Here is a 12,308-nt window from a genome sequence, read left to right as displayed (position 1 = left end):
CATGACTATGCCGACCCATTACCGCAAGCTCGTCGTTGTCGACATGGCGGGCGATTTCCGCGCCGCGACCCGGGTCGTGGAAAGCCCGCTGCCGCAACCCGGTGAAGGGCAGGTGCTGGTGCGCAACCATTTCATGGGGGTCAATGGCTCCGATCCGGTGGCGATAAAGGGGGGCTATGGGATCAGCCAAGTGCCTTTTGACGTGGGCCTGGACTCTGGAGGGGAAGTCGTCGCCGTGGGACCCGGGGTGGCTGATCTGAAGGTTGGAGATGCCGTGCTTGTCTTCGGTTTTGGCGGCGGTTACGGCGAATATCGGGTGGCACAAGCGGCGCACGTCTACCATGTGCCGACGCTGACGCCCGAACTGATGAGCGCCTTCATCCCCGCGCTTACGGCCTTGGTGGCATTCGAGGAAAGCGGCTTTCTGAAAAGCGGGGAAACGGTGCTGGTAACGGCTGCGGCGGGCGGCGTCGGCAGCTACGCAGTGCAGATCGCCAAGCGCGCAGGAAATCATGTCATCGGCACGACGGGCAGCGCGGAGAAGGTGGAATGGCTCCGCTCCATAGGGTGCGACCGAGTGATCGACTATCGATCGGAGGATCTCTCCGCCATCCTCGCCAGCGAATATCCCGCTGGCATCGACGTGGCATTCGACACGGTTGGCCGATCCACCTTCGATATTGCCCTGGCGCATCTCGCCACATTCGGACGTCTGCTGACGATCGGCGCAACGGCGGAATATGGCGATGGCGTGGTCTGGGAGCAGGTCACGGGCGTGCGCATTTACCAGACCTTGTTGGGCAAGTCGGCCACGATCAGCGCTTCAACTTTGGCACTCTATCCGCCTGCGGTCTGGCAGAGGTATCTCGATCAGATTGCCGGGATGCTGGATGCCGACGAATTGCGGGCGATGATCGACCCGGTGCCTTTCACCGGCCTTGAAGCCGTACCCGATGCGGTGGAGCATCTGCTGGCAGGGACGAACCGGGGAAAAGTGATCGTTCGCTGCTCTTAGGGCGTAAACTCCAGCGCTGCGACGTTCTCTGCCAGCGGGCAGAATTTTGAAAAATGGCGCGATGTGCTCCCTGTAAGGTGCAGATGACTGGCCATCAGCAAAAGCTCCCATGCGCACGGGATGGCCACCCCGGAACTGTTGCGAACGGACTGCCCCGCGTGGCTATGTATCACCTGGTAAAGAGATTGCGTGGAGAGGAATGAAGGTGTCGGATCGAAGGCTGACCAATAAATCGATCATCGTGACGGGAGGAGGCACGGGCATCGGGCACGCCTGTGCCGCGTTGCTCGCAAGAGAAGGTGCTCACGTCACCATATGTGGCCGGACCGAGGATAGCCTCCGTAAATCAGCGGCGCGCATCAATGCTGCGCTTGGGGGGGCGGAGGCGGTTCGATATCGGATCGCGGACGCCTTGAACGAGACTGACATGAAGGAAGTAGCTCGCCTGGCATGTGAGCGAACCGGCAGCATCGATGGTTGCATTGCGAATGCCGGCGGCGGCGGCATGCCGGGTCCGACCCATGAACAGGATGTCGCGGAGTTCACGCGCGTCCTCAACGGTAACATCGTAGCGACATTGGTCACAATGAAGTCAGTTATCGAACCGATGCGCAGCGCGGGCGGTGGATCGATCGTGTTGATTTCGTCACTCAATGGCGACTCTAGGGTCGTCGCCAATTACACCAGCGCTTATTCGGCGGCGAAAGCCGGTATCGACCAGATGATGCGCGTCGCCGCAGTTGAATATGGCAAGGACTTTATCCGGGTGAATTCAATCCGGCCGGGCTACATCCACACGGAGATCAACGACAAATATGTGGGAACCGGCACGCGCTTTTATCAGTCCTGCCGTGATAATGTGCCTCTGGCAGGGCCTTTGGGGCAGCCGGATGACATCGCCTCTCTTGCAGGCTTCCTGCTGGGAGAGCAGGCGCGCTGGATCACTGGCCAGGCGATCAGCGTCGATGGCGGCCAGTCCCTGCATCAGGGACCGGATTCCAGCGAGTTGCTCGCCAGCGTAAGGGCGAGCCAAGCCGACTGATATTCTTTTGGCCTCATTCCCTTCGGGCAAGTGAGGTCAGACATGCAACAACAAGAAAGGACGGAACTAGGATGTTTGATCCCTGCAAATTCATTCTCGCCTTTATGGAGAATTGGGAGAAGGCCGACCTGGAAGGAGCAATGGCGTGCGTGAGCGATGACATATCCTTCACGCCCGACCTGATCTCAGAGCCAGTGGTCGGCCGCGAAAAGGTTCGGAAGCTCTGGGGCTTCTATATGAAGATGATCCAGGAATATCGCATGGATCTGTGTCATGTGATTGGAACGGACAAGGTGGTGTTCCTCGAACGCGTGGAGCATGTCCTGACGCCGGAAGCGGAAAGGCTCGCGCTGCCGATCGTGGGCGTCTTCGAACTTGACGACAATAACAAGATCAAGGTCTGGCGCGATTATGTGGAAAGCACCACCATGCCAGGTGCGGGGGAAAGTCAGGCTGTTCTCTCGCTGGCTTAGCCGCGGGCGTGTCGGCCCGCCATAGCGATCCGACACACGCCATGGACCCAAATTCCCTGGACCGACCTGTCCAATTGTCAAAGTAGTGCCACGGGCGTCACGGGGCCGCCCGTGCCGCCTATAATCATCAGCGGAGGGGCGGAGAAGAGAGGTCATATTGGTTGAGCCGCGCGCACTGCTTGCGGAGCGCTTCCAGATCGCAATTTTCGAGCAGCCACATGCCCATGGCGACTGGGGTGACGGGATGGAAGCGTGATCGAACGGTTGCGGGGGGATATCCATGTCCGCCCATCAGAGGATTGATCCCCGTGAAGCTCATGGCCTCCTCTTTATCACTAGGGGATTTTTAGCTATGGAACATAGCAATAAGCAACTTTACTTTCATCGAAAGTGGCAAAAAAGGCCGCAGCCGGGGTGACAACCGGACCGGATGCAGGGAATATGGGGGGAATTATGAAATGGCGCTGATCAGCACCTTTTCGACATCGGCCAGTCCATCGGCACATCGCCTGGATGGCTGGAACAGCTTCCTGCAAGCCGCCTTTCCGGGGATCGTGGTCAATGCGGCACGCGACATCCGCGGCCGGAGCAAGACCTTCCTCCTCGGCGACATCAGCGTTTCCAAGATCCAGTCGGAAAGAGCGACCGTCCGGCGGTGGATCGACGGACCCGCGACCCGATGTGAAGGACGGGCCAAGCTGCACATCCAGATCGCCGGGATCAGCACGACGACCCAGCGGGGCCGCACAGTATCGCTTTCGGTGGGCGATGCGACCTGCGTGCTGACCGATGAACCTTATGAGCTGGAAATTTCCGACCGCAATGAGATGCTGGTCATCGAATTTCCGGTCGCTGCCATGCGCGACCGGCCAATTCAGCCCGCTGTCACGATAGATCGGGCAATGCCGGTAAACGGCGTGCTGCGAGACATGGCGGGATCGCTGTTCCAACAGAATTGGCCCGGCGATATCGCCGCCGAGGAGGCGGAAGCTGTGGGCAAGAGCATTTCCCAGCTCGTCCCGCTTGTCGTCGGCAATGCCCCCATGCCGGTTGAGCAGGACAATTCGGACCTGCGCCGCCGTATCTTCGCATTCATCGACGGGAATATTTCCGACAGCGCGATGCGGACGGGGAAGATCGCTGATTCGCTGGGTATCCAGCCGCGCGACGTGCAGGCCGTCTTCGCCGAACTCGCGACGACGCCGACCACCTATATCATCGAACGCCGCCTTTTCCTCGCGGCGCAGCGGCTGGGCGGTGAAAGCTGCCAGCCGGCTCTGACAGACCTCGCCTACGACCTGGGATTTTCCGACGCCGCCCATTTCTGCCGCCGCTTCAAGTCCCGCTTCGGCGTCTCGCCCGGCGCCTATGCCCGGCAACGCGGCTGGCACTGACGGGAACGGCGCCGCAATCGTTCAAGACCAGCTTTCCACGCGTTCAATACCGGCAAGCCGACGCCGCCTATAGCTCCGCAATATCATTCCATCAGACACGCATGATATTTGGGGAGGAAATAATGAAAACAGCGATTTATGGCGCGATCAGCGTCCTTGCGCTCGGCTTCGGCATGGCCGCGCACGCGCAGACGGAGGCATCGGCCACCGAAGAACGGGCCAAGCCGTCGAACGACAATTTCGGCATTCAGGACATCGTCGTCACCGCCCAGAAGCGCAGCGAAAGCGCGCAGACGGTTCCCATCGCTATCAGCGCCTTTTCGGCTGAATCGATCAGTGAACGATCCGTCGGCAATATCGCGCAGCTTTCCGGTCTTTCACCAAATGTGAACCTGGACGCGGGCACGCCCTTTTCCGGTTCCACCGCCGTCCTTTCCGCCTTCATTCGCGGCATCGGTTCGGACGACTTCGCATTCAATATCGACCCCGGCGTCGGCATCTATCTCGATGGCGTCTACCTCGCCCGGACGGTCGGGGCGAATCAGGATTTGCTGGATGTGGAGCGCGTCGAAATCCTGAAGGGGCCGCAAGGCACGCTGTTCGGCCGCAACACCATCGGCGGCGCGATCTCCATCGTCACGCGCAATCCGGGCGATGCGTTCAAGTTCACCGGCGACGTCACCACCGGCAGCTTCAACCTGTTGCAGGCGCGCGGCAGCGTGGACCTGCCCATCGCCAAGGATCTCGCGGCCTCCGTCACCTTCGGCATCAAGAGCCGCGATGGTTATGTCCGCCGCATTCCCTTTGCCGATCCGCTGGCGGCCAACAGCTCCAGCTATACTGCTTTCCCCAGCTCAGGCTTCGGCAAATCCAATCGCGAAGGCGGCAACAACGACTGGAGCCTGCGCGGCAAGCTGCACTGGAAGGGCGACGCGGTTTCCCTGACCCTTACCGGCGACTATTCGCGGGAAAACTCCACCGGCCTGCCCAATACGCTGCTGGCCACGGTGCCCAATGTGCCGGGGCCATTTGCCGGGACCACCAACCTGCCGGGCACTGGATTCGACCCAACGAGCACCACCGGCTTCCTGTTCGCCGGACTCTATAATTTCTGCATCGGCGCCACCCCGGCAGAGATCGCTGCACGCAACGCCCAGGCGATGTGCGGGGTGCGGGGCACGCAGTTCAACACGACCCTGCGTCAGCCGCCGCTGGCCAGTGTCAATGTCGACGGCAATCCGAACAATGATCTGCTGCCATTCGACAACCGCTTTCTGACCGGCGACAAGGACACCACCTACGCCACCGGCAACAGCTTCTCGCGCCTTACCAATTGGGGTTTGGCGGGCACGCTCGAATGGGAACTCACGCCCAATGTGACGGTGAAGTCGATCACCGCCTACCGCCAGCTCAACTGGAAATCGGGCATGGATGCCGACGGCACGCCGCTCAACTTCCTCCAGCTCAGCTTCGCCATGAACCAGTGGCAGTTCAGCCAGGAACTCCAGCTGCTCGGTTCGGCGTTGGACGACAAGCTAAAGTTCGTCGCTGGCGGCTATTATTTCAAGGAAAAGGGCGACCTTCACGACTATGTGACATTCGCCGAAGGCCTGTTGCAGGTTGACGGCCCCAACCAGCTCGAAACGCAGAACTACGCCTTTTTCGGCCAGATCGACTATCGTCCCATCGACCTGATCGGCGTCACCATTGGCGGCCGCTACACGCATGAATCGAAGCTTTTCGAGGGCGGCCAGCAGGATTTGAACGGCTTCAACTACAAGCTGTTCGGGTGCAGCGATGATCAGGGCAATATCACGCCCAACGGCCCGTTCCCGCTCGCGCCGGTTACGTGCCAGCAGGGGCTTGAATATCCTGATCCGAACAACCCGATCCGCGTCTACGCGCCGGGCGTGAACAAGCAAGTGTTCAATAATTTTTCGCCCAAGGTCGGCATACAGCTTCACCCCGCCGAAAAGGTGATGATCTACGGCAGCTGGTCCAAGGGGTACAAGACCGGCGGCTGGACCACGCGTCTCACCAACCCGCAATTGCTGGCGCAGCCCTTCGGCCCGGAAAAGGCAACCACCTGGGAACTGGGCCTGAAATCGACCCTCCTCGACAACATGCTCCAGTTCAACATGGCGGCCTTCACCACCGATTACAAAGGCATCCAGCTGAACTTCCAGCAGGGCACGTCGCCCACCATCCGCAATGCGGGCGACGCCCGGATCAAGGGCGTGGAACTCGAACTGGTCGCCGCGCCCGTCCGTGGCCTGACGCTCAACGGTTCGGTGGGGTATATAGACGCCCACTATACCTCGGTCCTGCCGGGGGTGATCGCGGTCAGCGGATCCAACGCGCTGCAAGCTGGCACCTTCGCGGGCGCCGATCTGCCCAAGACGCCGTCGTGGAAGACCAACTTCTCGCCGCGTTATCAACTTGCACTCGCCAATGGCGGCTCGATCGTCATGGTGGCCGACTGGACGCATACCACCAGCGTCTGGAACAATGCCCAGCGCACCTTGCTGCTGAAGCGTCCATCGACCAATGTGGTCAACGCATCGATCACCTATCGAACGCCGGACGACAACTGGTCGCTTACCGTCGGCGGGACGAACCTGACCAACGATCGCTACCTGACCACAGGCAACGCCAATGTTGCGGCGGGCACGATCTACGGCACTTATAACCGTCCCACCGAATGGTATGCCCGTCTGGGCGCGAAGTTCTGATCATGCCCCGCGATATCCGTGCAGCAGTGACCCGCGCCGGTGGCAAGACCACCATCGAGTCTCTCTCCCTAGACGACCCAAGGGCTGACGAGGTCCTGGTCGAACTGGTCGCCACCGGCATCTGCCACACGGATATCGTGATGCGTGACGGCCTGCTCCCCGTGCCCACGCCCGTCGTGCTCGGGCATGAGGGAGCAGGCCGGATACTTGCCGTGGGGGAGGGCGTTACCGGACTCCAGCCCGGCGATCCGGTGGTGCTTAGCTTTGCGAGCTGCGGTCACTGCCGGAATTGCGACGATCGTCAGCCAGCCTATTGCCGCGATTTCGTCCCCAACAATTTCCTGGCGGCGCGCTCCGATGGATCGACCGCTCTCCGCAATTCGGACGGGCCGGTCCACAGCCATGTGTTCGGCCAGTCGTCCTTTGCCACCCACGCTGTCGTGCCTGCTCGCAACGCCGTGCGCGTGGCAGAAGACGCACCGCTTGAATTGCTCGGACCGCTGGGCTGCGGGCTTCTGACTGGAGCGGGCGCGGTCTGGAACGCGCTGGGCGTGCGAAGAAATGACAGCATCCTCATCCTCGGCACCGGGGCGGTAGGGCTGGCGGCGATCATGGCGGCGCGCATCGCGGGAGCAGCGCAAATCGTCGCCGTCGATCGTTCGCCCGAACGCATCGCCCTCGCGCGCGAGCTTGGCGCAACCCAAGCCCATGTCGCCGACGGCCGCGCGCTGGGAGATTCAGGGATCCGCGATCTTGACCACGCCATCGACACCACCGGCCACGCGCCGTTGATCGAACAGGCGATTGCCCTGCTAGCACCGCGCGGGCAAATGGGTCTGGTGGCCGCCTTTGCGCCGGACACCGCCATCCGCTTCGACGGTGCGCATCTGATGAGCGCCGGGCGCGTGGTGCGCGGTATCGTCGAAGGCTCGGCCGATCCGCATGACATCATTCCCCGCATGATCGAGCACTGGCGGACAGGCGATTTCCCGATAGAGAAACTGGTGGAATTCTACCCATTCGAACAGCTGGCAGAAGCCATCGCAGCAGCGGAAACCGGCCGCGCGATCAAGCCCATTTTGAGGATGCAATGACCATGGACAATTTCCGCCTGTTGATCGACGGGACGCTCGTTGACGGCGCGTCCGGCCTTCCCGTCGTCAATCCTGCGACTGGCCTGCCCTTTGCCAACGCAGCACGGGCCGACGCGGTGCAACTCGATCAGGCAGTGAGCGCCGCCCGCCGCGCCTTCCCTTCCTGGTCCGCACTTGGCTGGAGTGAGCGGCGCGCCATGCTGGAAACATTGGCCGACGCTATGGAAGCACGCCTCCATGATTTCGCCCGCCTGCTCACGCTCGAACAAGGCAAGCCGCTCGACCAGGCGACATTCGAAACTGGCGGGTCCATTGCGGCACTGCGCTATTTCGCAAGTCTTGAACTTCACGACCGGATATTGCGGGAAACCGGCGAGGAACGCATCGTCGAATTCCGCTCTCCGCTGGGTGTCGTCGCCGCAATCACACCGTGGAACTTCCCGATCATGCTGCTGATGCTGAAACTCGCGCCCGCGCTCATTGCAGGCAATGTGGTGATCGCCAAACCCGCGCCCACCACGCCTCTGACGACACTGCTGCTCGGTGAGATTGCCGCCCCGATCCTGCCCGCCGGTGTTTTCCAGACGATCGTGGACGCGAACGACCTCGGCCCGCTGCTAACCGCCCATCCCGGCGTCGCCCATGTCAGCTTCACCGGCTCTACGGCGACCGGCAAGAAGGTGCTGGCCAGCACCGCCGGCACCCTGAAACGCTCCACATTGGAACTGGGCGGCAACGACGCCGCGCTTGTTCTGGAGGATGCCGACATCGCTACGGTGGCGCCCGCAATCTTCCAGGCCGCGACGGTCAATACCGGCCAGGTCTGCCTTGCTGCCAAGCGCGTCTATGTCCCCTCCAGCAAATATGACGCGCTTTGCGACGCGCTCGCCGCCCTTGCAGACCGCGCCCTGGTAGGCGACGGGCTTGAACAAGGCACGCAGATCGGCCCCATCCAGAACCGGCTCCAGTTCGAAAAGCTGCTGGGCTATCTTGCTGACGCGCATGACAGCGGACGGGTGATCGCGGGGGGACATGCGCTGGAGAGAGATGGCTTCTTCATAGCTCCCACGGTCGTCCGCGACATTCCTGACGACGCCAAGCTGGTTGCCGAAGAACAATTTGGTCCGGTGATCCCTGTCCTGTCCTATGACAGTCTGGACGATGCCATCGCCCGCATCAATGCAAGCGAATATGGACTTGGCGGCACGGTGTGGACATCCGATCCGGCCGCCGGGGAAGCGGTCGCCCGGCGCATCGAAAGCGGCACGGTCTGGGTGAACCGCCACCTTTCGCTTCCCTTCGACATACCGTTCGGCGGCGCCAAGCAGTCGGGCATCGGCCGCCAGCAGGGCATCGAGGGGCTGGAGGAGTTCACCCAGGCGCGGATCGTGAACGTCAATCTTGCTCCGCTGGGGTGAGCGCCTGTGGTCAGACTGACGGCAAGATGCCCAGCAGATCAACAGCGCAATGCTACAGCGTCATTCAGAAGAAGGCTGTGATCGTTGCTCAGCAGCCATTCCACCATCGTAAGTTTCTACCAGAGAAACGAACGAGTGAAGGGCAATAGCTTCAAGCGTCGACATGATCGGCTCGAATGGTTTCTCGTAGCCGCCAAAAGGCGTCAGTCCTTCCATCGACGCAGAGATGAATAGAGCGATTGCCTTGCGGTCCTCAAAAGACAGATCTGGTCGCATCTCGCCTATTATTTCGGCCAGCGGCGCGCGGGCGCGTTCGTACAATTCCTGCACACGGCCCCGCACGAAACTATCGTGATTGGACAGCGCCCAAAGTTCTGGGAAAAGGTGCGTCGTTTTCTTGCTGCGAATATCCTCCAGGATTAACCGGCAGATGCGCTGCAGCCGTTCGGCGGGCGGCCCCGGCAAATGGATGATTTGGTCAAACTCCACCTCATAGCCACGGATCACCGCTTCCAGCAGTTCGCGGACCAGATCATCGCGGCTGCGATAATGATAGGTCAGGTTGCCGAACTTGATGCCGCAGTCGGTCGCGACTCGGCGCATGCTCATCGCGCGATAGCCCTCCTCAATCAGGATATTGAGGGCGGTATGGAGGATAAGCTCGCGCGTCTCGTGCCCCTTGGAATAGCCGCCATCCCGTTCCGTCATGATCAGGGCCGCCGCCTGGCCTTCCGCCTCATCCATCTGAATATCCGTTATTTTCCGTTCAATCAGGTGAACTATAGAGGTTCGTATAAATATGTCGAATGACAAATTTAGGTCAATTGACAGAATTGTTGCCGTTTATTCATAATCATCCTCAAGCGGACGGGATCCGCAGCGGGAGATTACAGACATGCGGTCCATTGGTCTGAGCTTGCTGCTTGGCGCGGCAATGCCCTTGTCAGCATCTGCCGACACCACAAAATTTCCTGCGCCTTTGCCCGAAGAAACACTGCCCAGTGTCACGGAACTGCCTGTTAATTGGCCGAAAAGCTGGGTCTTGATCCATGATCTCAACTTCGCCTCTATCCTCGACGGCAAGCTGGCGCTGGTCGATACTCGCTCGGCGGACCGGCCACTTAAGGGGATGGTACGCGCGGCCCAATTCGCCAATGAACTGGTAGCGCAGGATCGCGGCGAGATTTACACCGCAGAAACATTCTACAGCCGGCTCACGCGCGGGGAGCGAACGGACGCCATAACCATATGGGATATGAAAACGCTTCAACCCAAGGGTGAGATCGTCCTGCCCGGTGGCAAGCGTCAGTTGTCCGTTACCTATCCCAACGTTTTCCAGTTCACCAATGGCGGCAAATGGGCGCTGGTCGCCAATTTCACCCCGGCCCAGTCGATCACCGTCGTCGATCTGGAAGGGCGCAAGGTGCTGGGGGAGATTGATCTGCCCGGCTGCACTCAAATCTATCCCAGCGGCCAGCGCGGCTTCAGCAGCCTGTGCGCCGACGGATCGATCTTTAGCGTGACGCTGGACGAAAAGGGGCAGGCGGCCTCCTCCAGCAGCGTCGCCAGGGTGCAGGATATTGATCGGCAGCCGCTGTTCGGCGCGCCCGCCATGGTCGGCCGCACCGCCTGGTTCGTCAGCTATTATGGCATGGTCCAGGGCATCGACCTGTCCGGACCAGTTGCCAGGCCGCTTCCGGGCGCCTTCAGCGTCGGCAAGGCGGACGGCGGCGCCCCGCAATGGCGGCCGGGCGGCTGGCAGGTCATCGCGTCGGACGCCAAGGGGCTGCTCTATGTACTGATGAGCCCCAACGGCAAGGAAGGCAGCCACAAGGATGGTGGCACCGAAGTCTGGGTCATCGATCCGGTCAGGAAGATGCGCCTCTCCCGTATCGCGCTCAAGGGGCAGGGGCTGGCCATCGCGGTGACGCGTGAGGATGCGCCGCAACTGATCGTGGCGCGGGCGGACGGCGTGATCGACGTGCATGACGCTGCGACCGGTGCTTTCGTGCGGACCCTGGGCGCAACGGTCGCGGCCAATCCCATCGTCATCACGGTGCCATAATGGCTGCGCTTTCCCTTTTCCTCGCCATGCTGCTGGGCGTGTCGGCGCTGCATAAGGCGATCGATCGCAAGCGCCTCGGGACGGCGGCGGCGCGGCTTGTGGGGGCCACAGCACCGGCTGGACCGCTGCTGCTGATCGCGGGGGGCGTTGCGGAAACGACCGCTTCCCTGTGTCTGCTGATTGGGCCACTGCGGTCGGTCGGCGCCATCATCGCACTGCTGCTCTGGGCACTCTACGCCCTGCTGCTGCTGCGCCGCCGGGGCCAGTCGCTTGATTGCGGTTGCGACCTCGTGGCCCGGGAGCAGCCGGTCGGCTGGGTCCAGATCGCCCGCCCGGCGCTGCTGGCCGGTCTCGCAGCATTTGTGAGCCTGTTGCCCCAGGCGCCCTTCACGCTCGATGCGCCCTTCGCCGCCGCCGGCTTCCTGGCGCTCTGGTTCGGTGCGGCCGAGCTCCTTGCCATTCCCCAGCCTGTTTGGAGGAAGAACTGATGCTAACATCCCAGATATTGCTTTGGGCCGCAGTGATTGCCCAAGCGCTGCTGATTGCGGCACTCGCCCGACAGGTCGGCATCCTGCACGAACGGATCGCTCCCGCAGGCGCGCTCACCCTGCATCAGGGCGTGAAGATCGGTGAGACGGCCACGCCGATGGACCTCATCACCATCGACGACGCAAAATTGCGTGTCGGCGGCAAACGCGATGGGCGCAGCCAGTTGCTCTTTTTCGCCTCACCCGACTGCCCGGTCTGCAAGTCGCTGCTGCCGGTGCTGCGCTCCGCCGCGCGCGCCGAGGCAGACTGGATCGATGTGGTGATCGCGGGGGATGGCGCAAAACCCGCCTATCGCGCCATGGCGTCCGACCATGGGCTGGTCGGCCTGCCGATCATTCTTTCCGAAGCCCTGGGCCGTGCCTTCGGCGTCGCGAAGCTGCCCTATGCCGTGCTGCTGGATGAAAATGGCAAGGTCGCCTCGCTCGGCCTTATCAACAGCCGTGAGCATCTGGAAAGCCTGTTCGAGGCAAAGGAACGCGGCGTCGCGTCGATCCAGGATTTCCTCGCCCGCCGGAAGGAGGCCTGA

General features: G+C 61.6%; 12 protein-coding genes. 10 read left to right on the top strand and 2 right to left on the bottom strand.

Annotation, left to right across the window (positions count from 1 at the left end):
• Position 1 precedes the first annotated feature (1 nt).
• The 3 genes from ACZ5U1_RS08715 (at position 2) to ACZ5U1_RS08705 (ending at position 2,530) form a co-directional block, all read left to right on the top strand.
• Complete coding sequence (locus ACZ5U1_RS08715) at positions 2–1,015, top strand: zinc-binding dehydrogenase (protein WP_464778071.1); 1,014 nt, start codon at positions 2–4, stop codon at positions 1,013–1,015.
• A 109-nt stretch (positions 1,016–1,124) separates the two neighbouring features.
• The gene (locus tag ACZ5U1_RS08710) at positions 1,125–2,057 is read left to right on the top strand and encodes an SDR family NAD(P)-dependent oxidoreductase (protein WP_464778070.1); all 933 of its coding nucleotides are present in this window, start codon (positions 1,125–1,127) and stop codon (positions 2,055–2,057) included.
• A 71-nt stretch (positions 2,058–2,128) separates the two neighbouring features.
• A complete protein-coding gene (locus ACZ5U1_RS08705) occupies positions 2,129–2,530 on the top strand; it encodes a nuclear transport factor 2 family protein (RefSeq protein WP_464778069.1) in 402 nt (133 codons plus the stop codon).
• A gap of 127 nt (positions 2,531–2,657) precedes the next feature.
• Here ACZ5U1_RS08705 and ACZ5U1_RS08700 read toward each other — a convergent pair whose 3' ends face one another.
• Complete coding sequence (locus tag ACZ5U1_RS08700) at positions 2,658–2,849, bottom strand: hypothetical protein (protein ID WP_464778068.1); 192 nt, start codon at positions 2,847–2,849, stop codon at positions 2,658–2,660.
• A gap of 139 nt (positions 2,850–2,988) precedes the next feature.
• Here ACZ5U1_RS08700 and ACZ5U1_RS08695 point away from each other — a divergent pair, with 139 nt between their 5' ends.
• The 4 genes from ACZ5U1_RS08695 to ACZ5U1_RS08680 all read left to right on the top strand — a co-directional run bounded on the left by ACZ5U1_RS08695 (position 2,989) and on the right by ACZ5U1_RS08680 (position 9,168).
• Positions 2,989–3,924: a helix-turn-helix domain-containing protein gene (locus tag ACZ5U1_RS08695; RefSeq protein ID WP_464778067.1), complete on the top strand. Its 936-nt coding sequence runs from the start codon at positions 2,989–2,991 to the stop codon at positions 3,922–3,924.
• A gap of 122 nt (positions 3,925–4,046) precedes the next feature.
• Positions 4,047–6,656: a TonB-dependent receptor gene (locus ACZ5U1_RS08690; protein WP_464778066.1), complete on the top strand. Its 2,610-nt coding sequence runs from the start codon at positions 4,047–4,049 to the stop codon at positions 6,654–6,656.
• 2 nt (positions 6,657–6,658) lie between these two features.
• Complete coding sequence (locus tag ACZ5U1_RS08685) at positions 6,659–7,750, top strand: NAD(P)-dependent alcohol dehydrogenase (protein WP_464778065.1); 1,092 nt, start codon at positions 6,659–6,661, stop codon at positions 7,748–7,750.
• Positions 7,747–9,168, top strand: a complete 1,422-nt coding sequence (locus tag ACZ5U1_RS08680; RefSeq protein WP_464778064.1) for an aldehyde dehydrogenase family protein — start codon at positions 7,747–7,749, stop codon at positions 9,166–9,168. The genes ACZ5U1_RS08685 and ACZ5U1_RS08680 overlap by 4 nt, the downstream gene beginning before the upstream one ends.
• Before the next feature lie 60 nt (positions 9,169–9,228).
• Here ACZ5U1_RS08680 and ACZ5U1_RS08675 read toward each other — a convergent pair whose 3' ends face one another.
• Positions 9,229–9,912 (bottom strand): TetR/AcrR family transcriptional regulator, encoded by a 684-nt coding sequence (locus tag ACZ5U1_RS08675; protein WP_464778063.1) that lies wholly within the window; start codon positions 9,910–9,912, stop codon positions 9,229–9,231.
• Positions 9,913–10,063: 151 nt separating this feature from the next.
• On the opposite strand from ACZ5U1_RS08675, the gene ACZ5U1_RS08670 reads away from it, so the two are divergent.
• From ACZ5U1_RS08670 to ACZ5U1_RS08660, 3 genes are read left to right on the top strand one after another with little or no spacing between them, the layout of a single operon-like run.
• Positions 10,064–11,233 carry an amine dehydrogenase large subunit gene (locus tag ACZ5U1_RS08670; protein ID WP_464778062.1) on the top strand — a complete coding sequence of 390 codons (1,170 nt, stop codon included), beginning with the start codon at positions 10,064–10,066 and terminating at the stop codon, positions 11,231–11,233.
• Complete coding sequence (locus ACZ5U1_RS08665) at positions 11,233–11,721, top strand: MauE/DoxX family redox-associated membrane protein (RefSeq protein ID WP_464778061.1); 489 nt, start codon at positions 11,233–11,235, stop codon at positions 11,719–11,721. Before ACZ5U1_RS08670 ends, ACZ5U1_RS08665 begins: the two co-directional genes overlap by 1 nt.
• Entirely contained in the window at positions 11,721–12,308 is a 588-nt protein-coding gene (locus tag ACZ5U1_RS08660; RefSeq protein ID WP_464771199.1) for a thioredoxin fold domain-containing protein, read from the top strand. Before ACZ5U1_RS08665 ends, ACZ5U1_RS08660 begins: the two co-directional genes overlap by 1 nt.

It is taken from the genome of Sphingobium sp. TomTYG72, assembly GCF_055394715.1.
Note: the sequence above shows the minus strand (reverse complement) of the source record. Positions and strands in the feature narration are given on the sequence as shown.